The following is a 22,962-nucleotide window of genomic DNA, read 5'->3' on the forward strand; positions in this document are numbered from 1 at the left end:
ACGGCAAAGCCATGGGATTGGCTATCTTGGCCGCATCACGCGGGCAATTGTGGACGGCGAATTTCCCAGAATTTGACGTCACACTCTCCCCACCATGACTCCCCACCGTGACCACCGGGGATGACGGGGCTTGGAAAGCCCTGCGTGTGCTGCCAGCGGTGGAGCGTGCTTATTGAGCTGCCGTACCTCCGGTAGAGCTGGCGTGTATTGACGTATGCTTCGGCTCTCATGGTGAGTCTCCTGACTCCAGGTGTTGCCACAAAAGGTATCTATCGGATACTATTAAGACATCATAGAGGGCTTTGCGGAGGAGTCAAGCGGCATGTACGAGACGACGAGATTGGCCATCGGGCTTCGTATGGCGAGGGCAGCGGTGCAACTGACGCAGAATGCGTTGGCGGCCGAGCTAGGGGTTACAAAAATTGTTGTCGCGCGCAATGAAAAGCCCGACATGGCTATGCGTGCAGACACCCTCGTCAGGTTGATCTACGTCTTGCGGCAAAGGGGAGTAGAGCTGGATGTATTTAGCACGCTTGATAGCGTAAGGCTCTATATGACAGGGGGAGAGCTTGATGCAGCGGCCATGCGAATTTCTCGCGCAGCACTTAGCATGAACCAGCAAGGCTTTGCTGACTGCATCGGGTTGACTAAAGCCATCGTCACCCGCGGTGAAAGGCCGGGAGTCACCATGCGTTCAGATACATGGCATACCTTCAAGGTGAAAGTGAAGGAGCTAGGCATAGTGGTTGATTGGGTGCCAATGGTTGCTGACCTTACTGTTGTAGTGAATAGGCCAGCAATTGAAAGGATCGAAGCTATACAGCAAGGTAGCCTGCTTCCAGGTGAGCCAGGAAAGGAACTTATACCTACAAGCTTGGAAGATAAGATCAAAAGTAAAAACTGGCAGGAAAAGCATCGAATAAAATAATTATGGGCTTGTAGGTTTGTTTGGTGCGTGATTTTAGTTGGTCGATATGGTCCATCTTCCGGGACTGAAAGATCTGATGATTGCACAAGGAGCTCTTTGCTCGAGCTTAAGTATCGCAGGCTAGCATGGTTAGCCTATGTTGTTATGAGGGGGGGCTGTGGATAGAAATAATGGTGTTTATTCTTACACCTCTGAGATAGGTGGGTGCAGGGCTACCTCGTCTACTAGGCAAAGGCTAACTGAGGGTCAAGTACATGAAGTAACAGGAGCTACAGGTCAGGTTAGCTGTGCCCAGCTTCAGCCACAAGGTAGCCAACTTCCTCGACGCAATCGCAAGGATCGCAAGGTAGAAGCGATCTATGGGTTGCTGCGGGAATATTTTTATAAAGGTATCACGCCACGAGGCACCTCATTATTAGTCAACCGTGAAACATTGCAATCTACTCCTTTAGAGGCGAAACAGCTGGTGAGTACCGTTCAGAGCATTGCATATCACGCTTCTGGACTTGCAGTTAATAAAGGTGATATAGAGCAAGCGCTTGGGGTTATCGAGGGTGATGCACCAGAAGTTCAAAACCTGCGTGCAACTATAGGGCTGACGGTATGTGGTGACCAGGGCCAGGTATTCTTGTTAACACCTGTTGGCGTTATTGAAATCCAGCCAAGCGGTGGATACTTTCGCCCCGACAATATCGCCGGGGCGATAGGGTATGTTCGTTTGAAAAACGGTAAGCCTCCGTGCTATCAGGCAGTTTTTGGGGAAGTGCAACTCCAGCCATTGCTGTGGATTTTGGGCCAGCTAAATGTGCCTAATGATAGCCGATTATTGGTGGCCGCTTGGCTTGTAACTAGCCTTCATCCGGAGGCCGATAATGTACTGCTGGAGATCGTTGGGGAGCGGCGTAGTGGTAAAAGCTCTTTGCAAACTATTTTGAAGCATTTGATTGATCCAAGCTTTGAGTATTTGGTGGTGGACACACCCACTACCTCTAGGCAAGTCGATGTGCTTGGAAGGCGAGATAACGTTATTAGCTTAGATAAGGTCGATGGTCTGAGCCAAAAAGTTCAGAGTGCGCTCCTGACACTGCTCGAGGGTAAATTAACTGATATTAGTACGTCAAAGAAGGAGAGGGATACAAATGTCATGCTTTCTCATCCGGTTTTGTTGAACAGTGCTGAAAGTGTTGTCACTTGGTCCGATTTGGCAGATCGCAGTGTCCTTGTTCAGCTACCTCGAATCGAAAATATTAAAGAGAATTACTTTAATCAAGTGAGTCACCACGTGAATTTCGCTTTTGCAAGCTTGGTGAAGTTGTTGGGGTACGTTCATAGCCGCTGGAAATCTATCAACCCGACATCATGCCCAGCTGGTATGATTGATTTTTACCGCATTGGCATTAGTGTGGCTGAAGCCCTTGGTTCCAGTGCCGAAGATTTTGATTATCAGGTTCAGGCGAGCATGAAACGCCGGTTTGCATTAGAGCTCTCTGAGCATCCTGTCGCCGTTGCTGTGAGGGACTTGCTAGGCGCTTCCGGCGAGGACTGCCTAGATATACCCGTAGGGCAGTTTCTTGTTAGGCTGAATGACTACCGTCCTGATCACACTGAGGATAAGGATTGGCCGCGTAGCCCTCGTCATTTGGGAGCTAAACTGGATAGCTGTGGTGCCCTGATGGAAGCGCATGGTGTGCGCGTAGGCCCGCCCGTGCGAAAGGGTAAGCATGGAGTTTTTCATCGCAGGATCGAGAAATGCCCCTCGCAGCTATACCACCAGTGGAACGCTACTCCCGTGAGTAGTATCTAGCAGGATACAGGCGTGATGCGCGCCTGTAGGCAGGATGTCTGGATGTCTTGAATTATTTTTCGCCATAATAACCATGTTTTTGCGCTATTCAGTGGCGTTTCCTCGGCATGTCATCCAGTTGTCTTGTTCCGGTGCATGTCCACCCACCGGCGGATTAGCGTCGTGCCCGGTGCTTTCGGCATTCGCCGGAACTGAAGCCATTCTTCCAATGTTCGATGCGGCACACCAACCTCCTTAGCCATTTGGGCTTGAGTGATCCCTCGCAGCTTTCGCAAGGCAGCAGCATCACGGATTAGTCGGCGCTTTGGTTCATTCTGCTCCATGGCGGCTAGCCGTGCATGATCAGGGTCTAATGATTCCGGCTGGTAGACCTGTGATTGGGTATGAGGTGGCGTGTTTGAACCACCAGTATTGCTTATCGACGCGGTAGGGTGTTGCCAAGGGTATCGTGTCATGAGGGCTCTCCTGCATATCAAAAGGAAAGGCCCGTCAAAGCGGGCCTATACAAGGGATATGTGTCTTATTTCTGGCTCGTCATCAGGCCGTGGTGCCTTTCACCAAAATGCTTGGTATGAGCTTTACAGAGATAGCTGCTACGTCGGAAGGCGTCGGGTAGTAGGTGATAGTCTAGGCTGGGTTCAAGATAATATTGCCTTACACCTTTGCGATTAAAGCCGAACTGAACCCCATCCACAGCTTCCTCGTCGGTCGTCTTCAAAGCACTGGCCCATGCGCCTACTATCAACCAGAACGGGTTGTCTTCTTCTGACTCCATGGCGCCAATGTGGCGAAAGGCATGACCATTGAGTAGAAGCATGACGTGATAGTGAAGCCCTTGGTTCTTATCTCCAATTTCACGGGCGATGATGTAGCGAACTGGGCACTTGTGTGGGCTACGTTTACGGTGAAGGTTAGCTTTAATCTTGGCTTCTAACGAATCTAGGAAAAGGCGAATCACGCCGTTTCCACCTGCATTTTGAGGAAGAGGGACTTGCGCTGGTACCTTTAGATCAAAGCGTACTACTAGAACCTTGCTATGTGCATGCAATGCATTATCAAATACCTTATAAGCTCGGTCGAGATAACTTGTGATCAAAGGCCCGTCCTTGGTGAGCACGGGTAGCGTGACATTTTCTTTTGGAGAGTATTCCTGGCTGTAATGCAGAATGTGATTGCGGTTTTGTTTTAGGCGCTTCGGTTGTTTCAGAAGCTTGGGCTGTTTCATGAAGTTGGCTCCGTTAACTGTAAGAAGCGAGTCTCGTTGACTCGCCAGTATTGCCACGTGCAGGGGAGCAGCTAAGGAACGACGGTAAGTGCTATCAATAACCAATATGTGCGCTTGCTTCACGCTCTACTCGGTCAGCTATTTGAGCATTGATGCGGATAACGGTTGGCGTTACGACAGGGTTGGTGTTTTAGCACCACCCAGTCTCACTAGTGTGCTCAATGATGGTGTTATAAATACACCATTGAATAATCTCATCCAGTAGCTCTAAAGCAGTAGGTATATATTAACGTTTACCTAATTATCGATATCCGGTTATGCTTCGGTACCGCTGACACTTTTATCGATTATGTTAAGCGCTGCCTAGCGTTTTTTGTCCCATTAGTGCTCCCGCAAAAAATGAACTCGTGGCATCAGATAACTAGGCCGTGTAAAGAATTACATCACCCCATTCTAGCTACTCCGGCGTTTGCCGTCGCAGGCCTTATTTCCCCACTTTTTTACGTTGCTGCCGTATACATACTATGTACACACCGCGCGTCACGTTCTCATTAGATTGAAAAAAATCTCAACCACACACTACCTCCATGAAACCCCAGACGATTGGGTTATCAATCATCATCATGGAGGTACTCCCATGCCCACATGCTGTCCAAGCTGTGGCTCTCATCACGTCATCACTCGACATCATGGCCGCAAGGTATGCGGCATTACCGGAGCTGCTGCCGGTACGGCGTCAGGATCGGCAGGAGCGCTCAGTGGTGCCAAGACCGGTGCCCTCGTAGGGGCGATGGCCGGCCCTGTTGGTATCACCATTGGCAGCCTCACCGGCGCCGTCCTGGGCGGCCTGATTGGCTGTGCCGCTGGCGGCGTCACCGGGGCACGCCTCGGTGCGCAGCTTGACGACAAGATGCTCGACAACCATCAGTGCCGCGATTGCGGCCACACCTTCCGCCCCGAGGCGGACTGACCTCGTTCTCAACCCTTTCTCTCAATCCTCACGAGCATGGCCCGCTGCCCTTGGGTGGCGGGCTGCTATGCCGTGATCTCGACAATCAAGGAGCAATACTCATGGCACATCAGATCGAACAGATGGCTTACGTCGGCGACACCCCCTGGCACGGACTGGGGCAGCAGCTGTCACGCCATCAGCCGCTGGAGGTGTGGCGGCAACAGGCCGGCATGGACTGGCACATTGACGAATCCCCGGTACGCTTCATCGCCGATGGCGCGGGGCACCTGGGCAGCATCCACTCTTTCCCGGAGCAGAAGGTGCTCTACCGCTCGGATACCCGGGCACCGCTGTCGGTGGTCTCCCAGCGCTACAAGGTGGTGCAGCCCGAGGAGGTGCTGGAGTTCTACCGGGATCTCACGGAATACGCTGGCTACGAATTGGAGACGGCCGGCGTGCTCAAGGGTGGTCGCAAGTTCTGGGCGTTGGCGAAAAGTGGTCTGGGCGGGGCCTTGAAGGGCCAGGACCAGGTCAACGACTACCTGCTGCTGGCCACGTCCTGCGATGGCTCCCTGGCCACCGTCGCCACCCCGACGTCAGTGCGCGTGGTCTGCAACAACACCCTGACCATTGCGGTGGACGGCACCTCTCAGGGTGTGAAGGTGCCGCACAGCACCGAATTCCGTCCTCAGCTGGTCAAACAGCAGCTGGGGATCTCCGTGTCGCAGTGGGACGACTTCATGTATCGCCTGAAGACCCTGGCCGAGCGCAAGGTCAGCCAGGAAGAAGCGAGGACCTACTTTCAGTCGGTGATCTGCAACGCCGAGGCCCCGCTGGAGGATCCGTCCAAGCTGCCCAACGTCCGCGCCCTCAATCGCGTCCAGAAGCTCTACCAGGGCGATGGACGCGGCTCTCAGCTGTGCACCGCGCAAGGCACCGCCTGGGGCCTGCTCAACGCGGTCACCGAGTACGTGGACCACGAGAAGCGCGCTCGCAGCAACGACTACCGCATGGACTCCGCGTGGTTCGGCCAGGGCGCCGGTCTCAAGGACAAGGCGCTGGAATCCGCTCTTGAGCTGGTGGCCTGAACGGCGTCCTGCGTCCTCCCACCCCCGTCTTTCCCTCACCACGGCATAGCGCCCGGCCCATCAAAGGCCGGGCGTTTTTGTTTATGGAGGTACCGATGCAACCACCCATGACATTCGAGATCTGCCATGCCCTGACCCAGCTGACGCGTCAGCTGCTGGAGGCCGGCGAGCAATCGATCGAAACCCACGTGCTGGCCAAGGGCCAGGTCTATCGCGTGGCCCTGTCCCTGGAGCCGGTCCCGACCGCGGAGCTCCCTGACGTCATCCAACGCTATCGATAACGGAGGCCATCATGGCAACCCCCATTCATCCCAAGACCGCCGATCAGGCACCGGTCGCCCACGCCACCCAGGACAGCACCGCGATCATCCAGGTGATCGAGCGGGCGGCCCTCAATCCCGAGGTCGACATCGACAAGATGGAACGCCTGCTGCAGATGCAGGAGCGGGTGCTCGACCGCCAGGCGCTGATGGCCTACAGCGCCGCCATGGCGGCCATGCAGACCGAACTGCCGAGCATCGCCGAGCGTGGCAAGACCAACAACGGGCACTACGCCACCCTGGAGGACATCGTCGATACCGTGCGGCCGATCATGAAGAAGCACGGCTTCGCGGTGAGTTTTCGGATCCAGACCCAGGAGCGCGGCATCCAGGTCACCGGCGTGCTGATGCACCAGGACGGCCACCGCGAGGAGACCAGCATGCTACTGCCGGCCGACACCAGCGGCAGCAAGAACGCAGTGCAGGCCTTCGGTTCCTCGACCAGCTACGGCAAGCGCTACGTGCTCTGCGCCCTGCTCAACATCACCACCCGCGGACAGGACGACAACGGCCATGCCGCCGCCCCGGTGAAACTCGTCACACCTTTCCAGGCGGGACAGATCCGGCAGCTGATAGTCGCCTGTCCACAGGCCACTCAGGAGTGGTTCGTCGGCAAGTACGGCGAGCCCGAGCAGGTGCCACGCAGCGACTTCGACAGGCTACGCGCCTCTCTGCAAAAGCGAGCACTGACCAACCGCCAACGTCACTGACCGGTCAGCGAGGGGGCAACCCCTCGCCGCCTATGCCGCCTCATCGAGAAGGAGATCGTCATGCAGATCCTGACACTGGAACAGGGCACGCCCGAGTGGCATGCCGCCCGCCTCGGCATCATCACCATGTCCGAGCTGAAGACACTGCTGGTCAAGGGCAAGGGGCCGGACGGCTTCGGTGCCGGCGCTTTGAGCTATATGCACCAGCTGATCGGCGAGCGCATCACCGGTGAGCCGTCCGATGCCTTCCCGGGTAATGCTCACACTCATCGTGGCCACGAACTGGAGCCGGTAGCCCGCGAGCTCTACCACGAGGCCACCGGCCTGCCCCGACTGGAGCAGGTCGGCATCATCCTCAACCACGGAGTGGGCTACTCACCGGATTGCCTGGTGGACAGCAACGGCCTGGTGGAGATCAAGACCAAGCTACCCAAGTACCAGATCGAGCTGCTGCTCGAGGGAGAGCTGCCCCAGGAGCATGTCGCCCAGTGCCAGGGCGGCCTGTGGGTCAGTGAGCGAGAGTGGATCGACTTCGTCAGCTACTGGCCGGGGATGCCGCTGTTCGTGAAGCGTGCCTACCGGGACGAAGCGATGATCCGCACCATCGCCGAGCGCGTCGCGGCGTTCTACGAAGAACTGGAGCGCCGCATGGCGCTGGTAATGGCCGCCTGAGGAGAACGATCATGAACCACCGCAAGCTCAAGGCCGGTGAAGTCGCCGGTACCTATGACATCACCACGCCGATCACCGAGGCCGAGTTGGTCAGCAGCGCCCAGGCCTTCGCCAGACGGCTTCTGGCCCGAGGCCGTAAACTCACCCGGCCGGACCTGGTGTTCGACTACCTGCAGGTGCTCTTCCAGGGCTACGAGCACGAGGTGTTCAGTGCCCTGTTCCTCGACACCCAGCATCGCCTCATCCACTTCGAGACGCTGTTCCGAGGCACCATCGACTCGGCCAGCGTCTACCCGAGGGAAGTGGTCAAGCGTGCCCTGACGCATAACGCCGCGGCGGTGATCTTCGTTCACAACCACCCCTCGGGTGACCCCGAGCCCAGGGACGCCGACCGGCGCATCCCCCAGCGCCTGAAGGAAGCGCTGGGCCTGGTGGAGATCCGCGTCGTCGACCACATCGTGGTCGGGAGCGAGGGATGCCAGTCCTTTGCGGAGCTCGGGTACATCTAGGCGTTATCCAGCTTTACGGCCTACAACCCGGTGCTGCCCTCAAGGGCAGCACCGGTATCTCAAGCCATCTTTTTTGTTTCGAGAGCTGCTTCCAGGAAACCGGCGACCGGCTGTTCCGCGGTGGTAACGAGTTCTATGGTGGAGTCAGCAAGTACTGGTTAAGTCAGCCAGAACTATCTGCCAAGGGCAACCAGAAGATGACAACGGAGATACCTCTACAACATTGTCAATCCTCTACTGATTGAACTACGTGATAGTTGCCCCCATAATCGACGCCAACGTAACCAGAGGAGTCAGCCCATGTCATTTCTCAATACCTATCTTCAGAAAGAACAGCAGCTCAAGCAGCTTCAGGAAGAGCTGAAGAAGATGGAGAACGATGAGCGCCTCAAGACCGAGCTGGACTTCAAGAACCATCTCGAGAATCTGATGCGCGAATTCGACAAGTCCGCCGCCGAGGTCATCAAGCTGCTGGATCCAACCCAGAGCACCAGCAAAAGCTCTAGCGGCAACACTGGCTCAGGTCGCGCCAAGCGCAAGCTGAAGATCTATAAGAACCCCAACACCGGTGAAGTCGTCGAAACCCGTGGCGGAAACCAGAAAACGCTGAAGGCATGGAAGGATGAGCACGGTGCGGAAACAGTCGAGGGCTGGTTGGTGAGGACAGAAGACTAACCAGCTTATGTCCTGCCTTCCAAAAAAGTGGCAGGCAGGGCAGCTTTCGGCCCGAAGCAGATGTTCATAACATACTGATATAACGCCTAATATCACCGGTCATGAAACCGGAGCGACCCGGCGCTATACCTCAGGCGAGATCTGGAGCAGACGCTCAAACGCTACGCTTGGCTGTACAATCACCACATCCCTCAGAAGGCGCTGCATCATCAATCACCGATTGCAGCGATGAAGGAATGGCAGGCCAAGCGGCCGGAGTTATTCACCAAGTGGGTAGTCAATCACACGGGACCCGACAGTCGAGCGTAGCGAAAACGTCGTTCTGCTCGGCCCACCGGGCGTGGGAAAGACCCACCTCGCCGTGGCATTAGCCGTGAAAGCCGCCGAAGCCGGTCACCGCGTGCTGTTCATGACCCTGGACCGGCTGCTCAGCACCCTGGTGCGAGCACGGCAGGAGAACCGTCTCGACCGGCAACTTCAGCAGCTGACCTACCCGAAGGTGCAGGTCCTGGACGAGATCGGCTACCTGCCGATGACGCGAGAGGAAGCCAGCCTGTTCTTCCGGCTGATCAATCGGCGCTACGAGCGAGCCAGTACCATCGTGACCTCGAACAAGTCGTTCATGGACTGGGGCGAGATCTTCGGTGACCAAGTCATCGCCACCGCGATCCTAGACCGGCTGCTCCACCATTCCACCACGCTGAACATCAAAGGCGAGAGTTACCGACTGAAGGACAAGCGACGAGCCAGCCTGGTGGCCACACCCACCAAAAAAGTACGCGCTATCACACGGCCTTGAAACTGTACCGATGAAAGAACACTGATAAAAATAGAACAATCTGAATTGATGAACTGGAGGTGCGCAGGCGACTGCATGGCCGCCGCCCTATAAAATGGCCTTGTTGAGCGTTTCTTGCGCTCCTTGAAGTAGAAGTGGGATTTGCTTTGTGGCTTCGAGTATCTGGAAAATCTTGGGTCGTTATTGACTTCTTGAAATGGTTCTATAATCCAGGATGTCGATATCTGGCTCTCGGTTATATAGCTATTTAAGCTCCTCCGGCACTAGCCGGGAAAGGTGTGAAAAGTCAGAGGGGGTTACACTGCCAAAATCATTATTAAAAAATGGATGGTGGGGTATTATTATATTGCTTTCTGATTGTGGTGAGGAGGTGATTGGCCATTTCCTCACCACAAAGTTTCTCACTATTGAGCTATGCCGTAAATGGTGCTTAAGCATATCCCAACAAAGCTGCTAAAAGTTCCAAAAACTATCCAAAGGTTAAAAAATTCATCTTTTCGAATGAGTAAGTATGAGATTAAAAGGGAGAATAATGGTGTTGTGGCTGCTAGGGGGGCTACGATCACTAAGTTTCCACTTTTTAAAGCTAGAATGAGGAGGATTGGCCCAAAGCTGGAAAGAATCCCAGCAATTGTCAATATGTTTAAATCTTTTCGGTCGCAAGCCCTAAATATGTTTTTGTTTTTTGGGAGTATGAATAGTGAGGCAATGAGCCAGGAAGTAATAGTTGTTATCGCTGCTGCGATGATTGGATCAGTGTCCGAAGTAACGCCTGCTTTCCTAAGTGCAATAGAGGATCCATACGAGACTGATGCGGCTAACGGGTAAATAAGAGATATGTTTACTATCCTCGTGCTTGCCACGCTGCTAGAAACAGAGGAGCTTTGCAAACCAATTATAATGCTACCAGTAAGTACAAGGAAGGCTCCTGCCAGACCTAGGAGGGTTGTTTCTTCACCCATAAATAATAGTGCTAGCATTATTGAAATAAGTGGGTGCGTTAGGGTTAGCGGGGTTGTGATGTTTGCACCTAATTTTGCCATTCCTAAGAATTGGAAAAATCGTCCTAGAAGAGGAGCGAATATTCCCGCGAGGATGAAGTGCCACCAGTCCAAAATTTGAAATCCATGGAAGTCGATCCTCAATAATCCCCAAAACCCTAATACAAGAGTGTTTATGCTTAAGGTCAACCATAAAGCTGCAGTGGAAGATGTGTTCTTAGTTCCTGCTTTAACCAATACAAAAGTTAAGGCAAACATAAGGGAGGATAGAAGTGAATATGTTACAGATAGCGTGGTCCCGCTGAACATGGAAAAGCTTTCCTTTAGTTGTACGATTTGATTGCTGTATCAATGCGGACATTATGCTGATGCTGCTTAGGGTGTGAAGGTTTAAATGGATGTAGACATCGCTTTGCAGTCGCTAATTCGCAAAAGGTTGCAAGTGGTAAATAGCTTCTGGGGATGTTTGTAAGCATCTTCGAGTTAAGTCCACTCCCCATCACTGCTAACGTTTTTCGCCAGAGCTCTTTGACGACTATGCTCTACAAGAAAGGACCCAGTAATGCAAGGTGCAGCAATATCAACCGAGCTGACAGCTATCTGGACCCCTAAAGAGTTCAGGCTGTGACGCTGCGCCAGGATCCATGTGGCAGCTGGCCTGCAGTGTTCCACCCAGTTTGACGATAGTGGGCTAGCTAGCGCATGCCCCTTTCACGCTATCCCGCCTGCTCAAGTGCTTGAGTCGATACAGATACCATGCGGGTAAATATCTCCGACTGAAAGATGACACGAGTAGCTGCTTGAGGTCGTCAGCGGAGACGGAACTTACCACCTTTGGGAGTAGCGCGCTACTGACCAGGCCGCTCAAAGAAGTGGTGTATTCTGCGATTGATGCAGAAGGCGTCGGCGCCATCCTTGATTGATTCCGCTTCGCTGAAAAGTGGTGGCCCCGATCTTGCCAATAATCGTCTGCACCAACCAGGAGATCAGTTGGGCCCGACGGACTCGGGGGTTGATCATCCCAATTGCACTGTGGGGCGGTGCCGGTTGGGCTCCATCTCTGTGAACTTGTACACCTACCGTAGCATGCCATGTCTGACTGTCGCCAAGGTGGTTACGAAGTCGGCCGCAATCAGGCCAGAGCCTGCTGCAAGTACACGAAGCCTGCATAGCGGTACGGCATCAGTGGTATTGATGACATGTATGAGCGATCAGTACAGGTAGCTATCCCCTTCACGCGTTGCTTTATCCGTCCCTCTGTCGCGCTGGCAACAATGGTTAGGCAAGCCTGCGGTGCCTTTATATTGCTTTTTTAGAATTAATTTTCTCTTTTAAATTAGACGATAGTCTAATTTTTGGCCGACATGCGTGCCATGTTCTGCCCTCGGTAACCACTTATCCGACATGATGAAGGCCACTGGGTGTTCTTTCTATCTATCTGAATTAAAGGCATAAATTCTCATTGCCAGGCAGGTTCTTATGCGACATCGTCGCCCACTAGGGGCCGCGAGAGGAAATCCTTTGTGCGACTTTAGTAGGTTTGACTCCTTCACGGGAGGCGTTATCTTAGGTCTGTAAGTTAGGTATCTAAGTAAATGCGTCGCCACCCAATGGTGACCTGGGACCCTCCCAACAAGAAGGAGACCGTGAGCTATGTTGACCCCGGAAGATAATGAACTGCTGTGCCGTGTCGAAGGCGAGGCCCCGATGGGGGAGATCATGCGTCGTCACTGGCTTCCTGCCTGCCTCTCTGAAGAAATCTTGGAACCGGACGGGGATCCGGTGCGGGTGAGGCTGCTGGGCGAAGACCTGGTTGCCTTCCGCGATACCGACGGCCGAGTGGGTGTGCTGGACGAGATGTGTCCCCACCGCCGGGCGTCGCTGGTGTTGGGCCGTAATGAGGAATGTGGGCTGCGCTGCCTCTATCACGGCTGGAAGATGGACGTCGACGGTAACGTGCTCGAGATGTCATCCGAGCCGCCGGAGTCGAAGATGACCGAGAAGGTCAAGCACAAGGCCTATCCTACCCATGAGGCGGCGGGTTTTGTCTGGGTCTATATGGGCCCTCCCGACGAGCAGCCGGAGTTCACGGCCCCGGTGTTCCAGCCGACACCCGATACCAAGGTGTCCATCTCCAAGGTCATCATCGACTGCAATTGGGCCCAGATCCTCGAAGGGGCCATCGACTCGGCGCACTCGTCCAGCCTGCACTCCACCGACATGGTGCCAGCGCGGACCACTGGCGCCGAAGCCACGGATACGCTGTGGCTGCGTCCCTCCACGGACAAGGCGCCACGCCTACAGGTCCAGAAGACGCGCTTCGGCTTCCGCTACGCGGCGATTCGTCGGCCGATCAAGGATGCCAAGACGCACGACTACGTGCGTACCACGTTGTTCATCGCCCCTTATACCGTGCAGATTCCACCGAACAACCAATACGACATCGCCATTCTGCACGTGCCGATCGACGACACCCACACCGCCTTTCATTTCATCGCCTGGGGCGACCCCGCCACCACGCCGGATACGGAGTCCTGGCGCAAGTTCCTGGGTACGCAGATCGGTCTCGATGTCGATAAGAGCTTCCGTAAGTTCCGCACCCGCGAGAACAACTACTGGCAGGATCGGCGGATAATGCAGCTGGGCACGAGCTTTACCGGCATTAAGGGGATCCCCAACCAGGACATCGCCATGTGGGAAACCATGGGGCCGATCGCCGATCGCACCCATGACCGACTGGGCGCGAGCGACCTGGCGATCGTCGAGTTCCGTCGCCAGATGCTCCAGGCGGCCAAGACCATGCAACAGGGTGGGACAGCCATCGGTGCCGAAGAGCCACGCATTCCGCATTACAAGCTTAAATCCTTCCAGGGCGTTGTGACTAAGGAAACCGACTGGCGTGAGCTGGGCACGGCCCCGGAAGAGGCAGAGTATTACGTAGAAGAATGAGTTCATGACACCCGCTCAGCGGTACGGCCATAACTCGCGTGGGAGGCGTGCTCGCCTCCCAGCATGGCGACTCTCTGATCACAACACAGGAACCCTGATGAACAAGCTCGAACTTTCCATTGCGGTGGGTAATTATGACCGCATGCGCCCCCTGATCGACGGCGAGGTACAGATCGATGGCGTGAACCCGGTGTTCATGCTGCATGATCCGGAGGAAATCTTCTTTCGAGCCTTCCGGCATGCCGACTTCGACATCACCGAGCTGTCACTGAGCAGCTATACGGTGAAGACGGCGGCGGAGAATTGCCCCTATATCGGAGTGCCAGTGTTCCCCTCGCGCGCCTTCCGACATACCTCGATCTATGTGCGTACCGATCGCGGTATCGAAACGCCCGCCGATCTGCGCGGCAAGCGCATCGGCGTGCCCGAGTATCAATTGACCGCCAACGTGTGGGCACGGTTGTTTCTCGAAGAGGACCACGGCCTCAAGCCAAGTGATGTGACCTGGATGCGCGGCGGCTACGAGGAGCCTGGCCGGGTCGAGAAGATCAACCTTGATCTGCCCGATGGGGTGCGCGTGGAGAACATACCCGAAGGGGAAACCCTCTCCGGCATGCTGGCCGCAGGCGAACTGGATGCGGTGATGGGGCCACGCGCACCTTCCTGTTTCGAGCAGGGGCATCCTCACGTGGGTTATCTCTACGCTGACCCGCAGCAAGCGGCATCGGATTGGTACCGCCGCACCGGACTCTTTCCAATCATGCACCTGTTGGGTATCCGCAAGACACTCGTCGAACGACACCCCTGGTTGCCGTTCTCGGTCTACAAGGCCTTCGAGCAGTCAAAGGCACGTGCTTTAGCAAAACTCAGCGACACCTCGGCCACCAAAGTGACCCTGCCATTCGTCGAGGATCAGCTGCGGGCCGCGCGCCAGCTCATGGGGGATGACTTCTGGTCCTATGGTTTCGCCCCCAACCGCAAGACCCTGGAGCGCTTTCTCCGGCAACATCACACAGAGGGATTGTCTCGGCGGCTGCTGGAGCCCGAGGAACTCTTCCATCCCGCCACTCTGGAGAGCTTCAAGATCTGATCGACCTCGGCACGGGAAGACCGATGCCTGATAACGACAATAGAACGTCTGATAACAATCAATGACGACTTCAGACTACAAGGTGAAATAATGAAATTATCCATCAAGAAAACCCTGATGACTGCGGCCCTTGTCCTCCCCGGCCTGATGATGAACGTCGCCGCTGCTCAGAGCTATAACCTGACGGTCGCCGGCGCCTCGCCGGGTGGACTCTGGTCGCTGCTCGGTGCCGGCCTGGATAGCGCCATGAAGGCCGAGTTCCCCGGTTCGACCGTCACCTATCAAACCTCCGGTGGTGGACTCGCCAACGTGGCCGTCCTCCAACGCAATGACGCCAGTCTCGCCATCATCGAGGATGCTGTTCTGCAGCGGGCTCGAGAGGGTGAGGCACCATTCCGTGAACCGACCGACGATATCCGCGTGCTCGCCAACCTCTATACCTGGGCGCCAATGCAGCCGGTCATGCGAGAAGCGTTTGCCGAAGAGTACGACATCGATAGCTTCGCTGACATTGGCGAGGTCAAGCCACCTATCACCATTGCCATCAACAAGCGGGGGAATATCGCCTCCAGCGTGGCCGAGACCATGCTCGAAACCATTGGGGCGAGTCCCGAGGAGGTCAAGCGTTGGGGCGGCGACATCATCTACGCAGCCTCCGGCGAGCAGGCGAACCTGATCCAGGACCGTCGTGCCGACATGATCCTCAACAGCCTGTTCGTCGGTCATAGCTCGCTCATGCAGGCCGGGACAAGCGTCGATCTTACCCTGTTGCCGCTGCCCGAGGAGATCGTACAGGCGGTCACCGCGAGTACGGGCACCACGCCCTTCGTCATCCCTGGTGGCGCCTATGAGTGGGCCCCCAATGACGTCCCCACGGTCTCGATCAGCGCCACCCTGGCAGTGCGCAGCGATATGGACGAACAGCAGGCCTATGATCTGACCAAGGCCATCTACGAAAACTACGAGAAGATCGCCGGCGTGCATCCTGCCATGAAGACCCTGTCGCCCGAGATCATGGCCTCCGTGGAAGTCACCCCCTATCACGACGGCGCCGCACGCTACCTGAAAGAAGCGGGCCTTCGTTAATCGAGTGAGTCGGCATCAATGCCGAGGAGGTATCGATGAATCAGTTCCTTTCGATCCTGACGGGGACCGGCTCCAAGCGACAGTTGACAGGCATGCTGGGCATGGCAGTGCATGGATGCGCTGCCCTGGTGGCACTGGCGGTCATCTACACCACGACGATCGTGTACGTCGATCTCTACGTCATGATGGTGGTGTTCCTGTCTGCCATGCTGGCCCTGCTGTTCATAAACGTCAGCCCCGGCCCTCGGGGACGCGAGGACCGTCCAGGTCTGATCGACTGGTGCCTGGTGCTGGCCAGCATCGCCGTAGGTGTGTATTTCTTGCTGGAAAGTCAGCGAATCGCCGAACGCATCACGCTGCTGTTCCCGCTGGAAACGCCGGACCTGGTCGCGGCCAGCGTGCTGCTGGCGCTGACCATCGAGGCGACGCGGCGAACCGTGGGCTTCGGCCTGACCAGCGTGGTCCTGGTGTTCGTGGTCTACAACCTGTGGGGGCATGGCCTGCCGGGGGCGCTCGGATTTCGGGAAGTCAGCTATAACCACTTCCTGGATATCATGATGTTCACCTCGGATGGCTTGTTCGGCGTGCCGCTGCGTGTCGCCGCGACCTATGCCTTCCTGTTCGTGATGTTCGGGACCTTCCTGTCCAAGGCGGGCGGTGCCGAGTTCTTCTACAACTTGTCGTCGTCGCTCGCCGGGCGTCGCACCGGTGGACCGGCGAAGATCGCCGTGATCTCATCCGGCCTGTACGGCACCATGTCGGGTAGCCCGACTTCCGATGTGGTCACGACGGGGTCCGTCACCATCCCCATCATGCAGCGTCTGGGCTACAGCAAGCCGCTGTCCGGCAGCGTCGAGGTGGCGGCTTCCGCCGGGGGCAGCCTCTTGCCGCCGGTGATGGGCTCGGCAGCGTTCATCATGGCGGAATACACCGGCATCGAATACCGGGATATCGCCATCGCCGGCATCGTTCCTGCCCTGCTGTATTACCTATGCGTCTACGCCCAGGTGCACCTGCGCTCCCAGAAGCTGGGCCTGCGTGGCCTGTCCAAGGAGGAAACTCCCCCGCTGAAGAAGACCCTCAAGAACGGCGGCCTGTTCATTGTGCCCCTGGTGGCACTGTCAGGCGCACTGCTGATGGGTTATTCACCGACCTTCGTGGCGGCCATCGCTACAGCGGTGGTACTGATGGTGGCGATGGTGCATCCTTCGACCCGCATGGGTCCCCGAGCGATCTGGGATGCCTTGGCTGTAACAACGCTACGCATGGTATCGGTGGTAGCGGCCTGCGCCGCGGCCGGGTTGGTGATCGGCGGCATCTCCATGACCGGTCTGGGCGGCAAGTTCGCCGACCTGGTCTACTTGATGGCCGGGGACAGCGCCTTCCTGGCGCTGGTCATCTCCGCCGTATTGGCAATCATCCTAGGAATGGGCATGCCTACACCGTCGGCCTTCATCCTCGCCGCCGTACTCGTGGGGCCTACGCTGCTCTCGATGGACTTCAGCGTACTGCAGACCAATATGTTTATCCTCTACTTCGCCGTGCTCTCGGCAATGACCCCGCCGGTGGCGGTCGCGGCATTCGCGGCTTCGGCCATCGCCGATGCTAGCCCGCTGAAGATCGCCGTTGGCGCTGTCAGGCTGGCTATCACCGCCTTCATCGTGCCGTTCGCGTTCGTTTACGGCGAGGGCCTGCTGATGGTCGGCAGCTGGGAGGCGATCACCGTCTCCTGTGTCACGGCGGTAGTGGGGGTGCTGCTGTTGAGTATCGCCGTGGAGGGCTTCTGGCGTCAGCGCCTGGCTAGACTCCCGAGGCTTGGCTTCGGTCTGGCAGGGCTGCTCTTTATCACTCCCAGTTGGTGGGCCGTGGTCGCGGCCATGCTGGTGGGCACCCTGGCGATCATCGCCACCCCGCACCTGCGGCTGCATGGGCACAAGGAACCGGCATGACGGTGTCGCCAACCGGCCGCTAACCCACAAACCGCGTCACCCCTGCCGAAGAGCAGGGCAGGTTGGCCCCGGTATCGCGTCTTGCGGTGCCGGGGTCGCTGCCGCTGGTGACGCCACTCGAACCATGAAGACCAAAGGCACGAACATGTATCGAATCGACAGCCAAGCACTCAGCGAGGCGATTACCCGTAATGTCACAATGGCACTGGAGGAAGATGTCGGCAACGGCGATATCACTGCGCAACTGGTCGCACCGAACTGTCAGGGAGAAGCCCGCATCACGGCCAAGGAAGGCGCTACCCTGTGCGGCGTCGCCTGGGTCGATGAGGTCTTCCGTCAGCTTGATCCGGCCGTACGGATCAAGTGGCACGTGGCCGATGGTGACCGAGTCGAGCCCGGCCAGATGCTCTGCCGTCTGACGGGCAACGCCCGCTCGCTGCTCAGCGGAGAACGCAGCGCGCTCAACTTCCTCCAGTTGCTCTCGGGCACCGCTACTCGCAGCCGGCACTATGCCGACCTGGTCGAAGGCACCGCGGTGAGGTTGCTGGACACGCGCAAGACCCTACCGGGGCTGCGCCTGGCACAGAAGTATGCGGTCGCCTGTGGAGGCTGCCACAGCCACCGGATGGGACTGTATGACGCCTACCTGATCAAGGAGAACCACATCGCCGCCTGCGGCGGCATCGCCCCGGCGATCGAGGCGGCGCGACGCCTAGCTCCCGGCAAGCCCATCGAAGTGGAAGTGGAAACCCTCGACGAACTCCGGCAGACGCTCGAGGGGCTCCCCGACATGATCATGCTGGATAATTTCAGCCTCGAGGACATGCGTGAGGCCGTGTCGCGGACCGCTGGTCGGTCCAAGCTCGAGGCCTCGGGAGGCGTCACGGAAGCCACCCTGAGCGATATCGCTGCCGCCGGGGTCGATTTCATTTCATTGGGGACCCTGACCAAGGACGTGGCGGCGATCGATCTCTCGATGCGCCTTTCGCTGAGGCAATAGTGCCAGGCCGACCCTGGGAGACGGTTGAAGCATGGGGGAGGTAAGAGGGCGGCCGGCGTCAGCGTCGGCGCGATCAGCTCGAGGAGCGTGAAATCGAGTAGGAAGGAGGGCTTTCCCTCGTCCTCTTACACGCCGTCTGTTCCATTCGATATATAGCAGTTCATAACCAACGAGTAAGCTATCTTGCCGTTTACAATGCCGCGATCAGGCCTCGTTAATTGAATCATTTCCTCGGCGGGGATTGATTCATGGGCGAGGTCCCAGCATTCCACCACGCTCCTCGCCTACTTCTCACTGATTCCCACGCCCGAAATGCATCCAGGCTTAGCCCCAAGGGTTTCCGGCTCTGGGTCGCTGGCCATAGTGCGGCCGCTCGGTTGGACGTTGACGGTCCTCTTGCAGTAGGGGGCCAGGGAGATATCGTTTCATCCATGATGAGTGGTCTTCTTGAATCGTGACCTAGCCGGGAAAAATACATTCTAAAAGCGAAAGCCACTCGCCAGTCATTTGTTATGGTCTGCTGTAAAAGAGAGAAGCACAGTTATTCCTAGGCTGGTGATAGTGGGTATTTGAAGTCACTGTCTTTTTCTATTGTCCACAAGTTTAGGAGCAGTCCGGTTGCTCAATAAACTACCATGGGATATTTCCCTCGTTATTAGCGAAGAACCCTGTTGGACCTTGCTCATCAATTAAAGCAAGTTTTATTGCATATCTTGCACTTTTATCAGCATTCCTTTCCTGGTGAGAAGTGGTTGAAGTGGCGGTAAATTCAGGGCAATAAGAATTAACTTTTATGCCGTGATTTGACAAAGATTTCGACTGGCTCAAAGTAAGGGAATTTAAGGCTGCTTTCGAAGCTTGATAAAATGGAAAGTTGAGGTTGTAGAACTCCCACGAGGGATCGCTTCTTAAAGTGAAAGAGGCCAATATAGATGAAATGTTTACAATTCTCGCGCAGCTAGACTTGATAAGCAAGGGAGTCATTTTCTCTACTAGAAGCGCTGCGCCCAAAACGTTTACATCAAAAGTGTATTGATATTTTTCCCATATGCCCATCTCGCTATCGTTGTCCATGGAAAACTCGGCATTGTTTATAAGAGCATCCAATCGCCCAAATTTTTTTTCAATAAGCTCTCTAAGTTCTATAACACTCCTCTCATTCTTGACATCCAGCTGAACCGGCTCTATCAATTCACTTTTACAATCATAAAATGCTTCTTTTCCATTTCCTAAATCACAACAACCAGCCAAAACATGAACTCCTTCTTTGGCTAGCCCTTTTGTTATAGACAACCCTAAACCACGGTTTGCTCCGCTTACCAAGGCTATTCTATGCATTTCCATAATTTCCTCCATTGCTAATATTAACTCAAGGATCGGTTCTTTTCAGTATGGCTCACAAAAGGATGAGTTGTTGTATACAGTAATACCTCAACCTAGCTTGAGGTCAAGGCTTGGAAATGAATCGCTTCAAGGTGTGAATATGCTTTATTCATCGGGGTTTGTAACCGACGGAAAGGTTTTGATGTTTAGTCCCGGTGTCCGTCAAGGTAGCTGGTGCCCTTAATATGAATATGGTGATTCTTATTCGAATTAGCTATAAGAACCTGCTCTACTGCCGCACCGTCCTTGCAGCCTGACGGTGGGCAAGCCGCTGAATGGTCATGCATCGACAGATTTTCGCCAGGGCGTTCAGTGTGAGCGGCTCTTGATTAAGCAAGGCACCACACGCCATGCTTGGCACATCCAACAAGACGAGGCCCCGCCGGAGAGGCCTCGTTGTTCCGATTATCGGGGCAGTGGTGCGCTGTCGGGTAATCAGCCGAAGTTCTGGGCCACGAAATCCCAGTTGAGGATGTTCCAGACGTTTTCAAGGTACGTGGGACGGGCGTTGCGATAGTCGATGTAGTAGGCGTGCTCCCAAACATCGATGGTCAACAGCGGTATCTGGCCGTGGGCGATGGGGGTGTCGGCATTACTGGTGTTGACGATGTCAACGCCGCCGTCATCGGTTTTGATCAACCAGGTCCATCCGGAACCGAAGTTACCGGCGGCCTGAGCATTGAAGGTCTCCTTGAACTTGTCGAAGGAGCCAAACTTGGCGTTGATGGCTGCGGCCAGGGCACCTTTCGGCTCGCCGCCACCGTTGGGCGACAGGCAGTGCCAGTAGAAGGTGTGGTTCCAGACCTGAGCCGCTTGGTTGAACAGGCCCCCGGAGGAGGACTTGACAATTTCTTCCAGCGACTTGTTGGCGTCGTCGGTCCCGTCGGTCAGCTCGTTGAGCTTGTTGATATACGCCTGGTGGTGCTTGCCGTAGTGATACTCCAAGGTTTCGGTGGAGATGTGCGGCTCCAGCGCGTTTTTCTCGTACGGCAGAGCGGGAAGCTCGAATGCCATAGTTAACTCCTTTCGCTAATATAAACTTAAAGATCGGTTTTTACTGTATAGCTCCCAAAAGCATGAGCTGTCGAATACTGTAAAACCTCAACCTAGCTTGAGGTCAAGGCTTGGAAATGAGCACGCCTCAAGATGGGAAAATGCCGTATTCATCAGGGCCTGGTCAGGGCAAGAGGTTCGAATGCCATGGTTTACTTATTCTCTCCGATGGGTGCAGCATCAGGGGCCGGTCGGACCTGTCCTTCCAACCTCTTCGGTCCAACTAGCCTGACAGTGGGGGAGTGTGAAGGTCAGTGGCAAGCCATGGCGATCGCAGACAAGATGGATTTTGGTGGTCAAGTCGTCCTGGCTACGGCCCAGCGCATAATCTACTGGTTCGTTCGTGCCCCTTTTCGCCACCGCCGGAGGCGGCGCTGGTGGCGCGAACGGCCGTTGAGTCAATCATCCAGGTGTTTAGGTCTATCAGGCCATCCTTACGTAACTTGAGATGGAGGCGCATCAGCGGCGCCAATGCCCACTCGTACCAGCGTTCGCCCTTGCTGCCGGTACCGGCCGACAGGAGGTGCCAGTCCTGCTCCGGTAGAGCGCACGCGATGTCATCGACTCGGGTCGTGCGGAAACTTTTCCACCATGGGGGGCCTTGCACGCCACCTCCAGAACAAAGGGTTGCTTCCACTGCTCGAGCAAGAAACTTAGGTTCCGGTTGCTGCCATACCCACTGCCAGCGGTTACCCAGGCGGCCTAAACGCCATGACCCAAGGCGCGCTCCAGCATGCGGCGGGCCAGTTCCAGTTTGCTGGCAAACGTAACCTCATCGGGAATGCCGGCACGCTGACAGCGCTCACGGCCTTCGATCCAGGATTGGGGCACGTACAGGCGCGATTCAGCTGATATTGGACCCCATCAGGGGAGACATCGCTCAACCATTCCGCCAGTTGCTAGCTATTCTTGCGCTTACAGGAGCCGCGCAACCCGTTGATGTACCCCATGGCACATGCTCGGGTTTTCGAACGGGGAAACAGCGGTTCAAGTCGCTCGACGAGGTCATCGACGTAATCGACGATGACGGTGTCTGGCGTCTGCATCGCGCATCCCCCAAAAAGCGCTAGGGAAAAGTGAGGTACAGTACAGTCATTCCTGGATTCACAGGTACGGCTGTAGTACTAATAGGGAGATCAAATATCCTTTCTGGGGCGATGAGGCGACTCCGGCGGGGTGTAGTGTTTACTTGATTATCGGTTGTGAGTGGATTTGTTAAGCTTCCCTTTCAAGTATCCTGGCTCCAGGGCCTTCAGTGCTGAGGTTATCGCCCGGATTTCTTAGCGGGCACTCTTTTAGAGACAAGCAGCCACAGCCAATGCAGCTATCTAGCTCATCGCGCAAGCGCTGCAGGTTCTTGATTCTTTCATCAAGGTCATTCCGCCATTGAGCGGCAATCGCTCTCCAATCTTTTGCAGTCAGCCTTTTTCCAGGCTTATAGGGACCAAGTGCTTCGTATACCTCCACGAGAGATATGCCAGTACGCTGTGCAACTTTTATGACGGCTAGGTAGCGTAAAACATCAGAGGAGTAACGCCGATGATTGCTAGCAGAACGGCTGCAGTTAATCAGGCCCTTAGACTCATAATAATGAATTGTGGATACCGGCAAACCACTGCGTCGAGAAATTTCTCCAATGCTCAAGTTTGGGATGTGAGTGCTTTTTTTATTCATAGAGCCTGACTCCAGAAAAAACATGCACTGCCATGTAAGCACCTGTTTCTTTTGGTTTGTTGTGCAGAAATAAAATGGGAGATCTTCAGCTTCTT

At 55.7% G+C, this 22,962-nt stretch carries 21 protein-coding genes and 3 pseudogenes; 16 read left to right on the plus strand and 8 right to left on the minus strand.

Going from position 1 to position 22,962, the window contains the following annotated elements; all coding sequences use genetic code 11:
- The first annotated feature begins 322 nt into the window (after window positions 1-322).
- Both RBB39_RS18985 and RBB39_RS18990 read left to right on the plus strand, forming a co-directional pair.
- A complete protein-coding gene (locus RBB39_RS18985) occupies window positions 323-928 on the plus strand; it encodes a hypothetical protein (RefSeq protein WP_124804908.1) in 606 nt (201 codons plus the stop codon).
- A gap of 157 nt (window positions 929-1,085) precedes the next feature.
- A complete protein-coding gene (locus tag RBB39_RS18990) occupies window positions 1,086-2,732 on the plus strand; it encodes a hypothetical protein (protein WP_124804907.1) in 1,647 nt (548 codons plus the stop codon).
- A gap of 110 nt (window positions 2,733-2,842) precedes the next feature.
- Here RBB39_RS18990 and RBB39_RS22810 read toward each other — a convergent pair whose 3' ends face one another.
- Entirely contained in the window at window positions 2,843-3,187 is a 345-nt protein-coding gene (locus RBB39_RS22810; protein WP_371931881.1) for a helix-turn-helix domain-containing protein, read from the minus strand.
- A 65-nt stretch (window positions 3,188-3,252) separates the two neighbouring features.
- On the minus strand, window positions 3,253-3,957 hold the full coding sequence (locus tag RBB39_RS18995) for an inovirus-type Gp2 protein (RefSeq protein ID WP_124804906.1): 705 nt from the start codon (window positions 3,955-3,957) through the stop codon (window positions 3,253-3,255).
- A 637-nt stretch (window positions 3,958-4,594) separates the two neighbouring features.
- Between RBB39_RS18995 and RBB39_RS19000 the strand changes: the two genes are divergently transcribed.
- From RBB39_RS19000 to istB, 9 genes and pseudogenes are all read left to right on the plus strand, one after another.
- Window positions 4,595-4,927 (plus strand): hypothetical protein, encoded by a 333-nt coding sequence (locus RBB39_RS19000; protein ID WP_124804905.1) that lies wholly within the window; start codon window positions 4,595-4,597, stop codon window positions 4,925-4,927.
- A gap of 101 nt (window positions 4,928-5,028) precedes the next feature.
- The gene (locus tag RBB39_RS19005; RefSeq protein WP_124804904.1) at window positions 5,029-5,997 is read left to right on the plus strand and encodes a DUF932 domain-containing protein; all 969 of its coding nucleotides are present in this window, start codon (window positions 5,029-5,031) and stop codon (window positions 5,995-5,997) included.
- A gap of 95 nt (window positions 5,998-6,092) precedes the next feature.
- Window positions 6,093-6,278, plus strand: a complete 186-nt coding sequence (locus tag RBB39_RS19010; protein WP_306169298.1) for a hypothetical protein — start codon at window positions 6,093-6,095, stop codon at window positions 6,276-6,278.
- Between the two features lie 11 nt (window positions 6,279-6,289).
- Window positions 6,290-7,027 (plus strand): ERF family protein, encoded by a 738-nt coding sequence (locus RBB39_RS19015; protein WP_124804902.1) that lies wholly within the window; start codon window positions 6,290-6,292, stop codon window positions 7,025-7,027.
- A 60-nt stretch (window positions 7,028-7,087) separates the two neighbouring features.
- Window positions 7,088-7,699 carry a lambda exonuclease family protein gene (locus RBB39_RS19020; protein ID WP_124804901.1) on the plus strand — a complete coding sequence of 204 codons (612 nt, stop codon included), beginning with the start codon at window positions 7,088-7,090 and terminating at the stop codon, window positions 7,697-7,699.
- An 11-nt stretch (window positions 7,700-7,710) separates the two neighbouring features.
- Window positions 7,711-8,208, plus strand: a complete 498-nt coding sequence (gene radC, locus RBB39_RS19025) for a DNA repair protein RadC (RefSeq protein WP_124804900.1) — start codon at window positions 7,711-7,713, stop codon at window positions 8,206-8,208.
- A 300-nt stretch (window positions 8,209-8,508) separates the two neighbouring features.
- Window positions 8,509-8,883, plus strand: a complete 375-nt coding sequence (locus tag RBB39_RS19030; RefSeq protein WP_124805311.1) for a histone-like nucleoid-structuring protein, MvaT/MvaU family — start codon at window positions 8,509-8,511, stop codon at window positions 8,881-8,883.
- Window positions 8,884-9,021: 138 nt separating this feature from the next.
- Window positions 9,022-9,192: pseudogene (locus RBB39_RS19035) on the plus strand (IS481 family transposase); the annotation flags it as partial.
- A pseudogene (gene istB / locus RBB39_RS19040) lies at window positions 9,182-9,682 on the plus strand (IS21-like element helper ATPase IstB); the annotation flags it as partial. The pseudogenes RBB39_RS19035 and istB, both read left to right, overlap by 11 nt.
- Before the next feature lie 404 nt (window positions 9,683-10,086).
- On the opposite strand, the gene RBB39_RS19045 reads toward istB, so the two are convergent.
- Entirely contained in the window at window positions 10,087-10,992 is a 906-nt protein-coding gene (locus RBB39_RS19045; protein WP_124805310.1) for a DMT family transporter, read from the minus strand.
- A 1,344-nt stretch (window positions 10,993-12,336) separates the two neighbouring features.
- Here RBB39_RS19045 and RBB39_RS19050 point away from each other — a divergent pair.
- The 5 genes from RBB39_RS19050 to nadC all read left to right on the plus strand — a co-directional run bounded on the left by RBB39_RS19050 (window position 12,337) and on the right by nadC (window position 18,757).
- Window positions 12,337-13,632: a Rieske 2Fe-2S domain-containing protein gene (locus tag RBB39_RS19050; RefSeq protein ID WP_124805309.1), complete on the plus strand. Its 1,296-nt coding sequence runs from the start codon at window positions 12,337-12,339 to the stop codon at window positions 13,630-13,632.
- Window positions 13,633-13,729: 97 nt separating this feature from the next.
- Complete coding sequence (locus RBB39_RS19055; protein ID WP_124805308.1) at window positions 13,730-14,722, plus strand: ABC transporter substrate-binding protein; 993 nt, start codon at window positions 13,730-13,732, stop codon at window positions 14,720-14,722.
- A gap of 90 nt (window positions 14,723-14,812) precedes the next feature.
- The gene (locus RBB39_RS19060) at window positions 14,813-15,808 is read left to right on the plus strand and encodes a TAXI family TRAP transporter solute-binding subunit (protein ID WP_124805307.1); all 996 of its coding nucleotides are present in this window, start codon (window positions 14,813-14,815) and stop codon (window positions 15,806-15,808) included.
- 35 nt (window positions 15,809-15,843) lie between these two features.
- The gene (locus RBB39_RS19065; protein ID WP_124805306.1) at window positions 15,844-17,757 is read left to right on the plus strand and encodes a TRAP transporter fused permease subunit; all 1,914 of its coding nucleotides are present in this window, start codon (window positions 15,844-15,846) and stop codon (window positions 17,755-17,757) included.
- 145 nt (window positions 17,758-17,902) lie between these two features.
- Window positions 17,903-18,757: a carboxylating nicotinate-nucleotide diphosphorylase gene (nadC, locus tag RBB39_RS19070; protein WP_124805305.1), complete on the plus strand. Its 855-nt coding sequence runs from the start codon at window positions 17,903-17,905 to the stop codon at window positions 18,755-18,757.
- Between the two features lie 630 nt (window positions 18,758-19,387).
- On the opposite strand, the gene RBB39_RS19075 is transcribed toward nadC, so the two are convergent.
- From RBB39_RS19075 to soxR, 5 genes and pseudogenes are all read right to left on the minus strand, one after another.
- Complete coding sequence (locus RBB39_RS19075; RefSeq protein WP_124805304.1) at window positions 19,388-20,101, minus strand: SDR family NAD(P)-dependent oxidoreductase; 714 nt, start codon at window positions 20,099-20,101, stop codon at window positions 19,388-19,390.
- A 474-nt stretch (window positions 20,102-20,575) separates the two neighbouring features.
- The gene (locus RBB39_RS19080) at window positions 20,576-21,154 is read right to left on the minus strand and encodes a superoxide dismutase (protein ID WP_124805303.1); all 579 of its coding nucleotides are present in this window, start codon (window positions 21,152-21,154) and stop codon (window positions 20,576-20,578) included.
- 261 nt (window positions 21,155-21,415) lie between these two features.
- Window positions 21,416-21,656, minus strand: a pseudogene (locus tag RBB39_RS19085) (IS5/IS1182 family transposase); the annotation flags it as partial.
- 239 nt (window positions 21,657-21,895) lie between these two features.
- Window positions 21,896-22,024, minus strand: coding sequence for a transposase (locus RBB39_RS19090; protein ID WP_185696495.1), 129 nt, complete (start codon window positions 22,022-22,024; stop codon window positions 21,896-21,898).
- 384 nt (window positions 22,025-22,408) lie between these two features.
- Window positions 22,409-22,867 (minus strand): redox-sensitive transcriptional activator SoxR, encoded by a 459-nt coding sequence (gene soxR, locus RBB39_RS19095; protein WP_124805300.1) that lies wholly within the window; start codon window positions 22,865-22,867, stop codon window positions 22,409-22,411.
- Between the last annotated feature and the right edge of the window lie 95 nt (window positions 22,868-22,962).

It is taken from the genome of Halomonas sp. MMSF_3323, assembly GCF_030733595.1.
Lineage (GTDB): Bacteria > Pseudomonadota > Gammaproteobacteria > Pseudomonadales > Halomonadaceae > Halomonas > Halomonas litopenaei.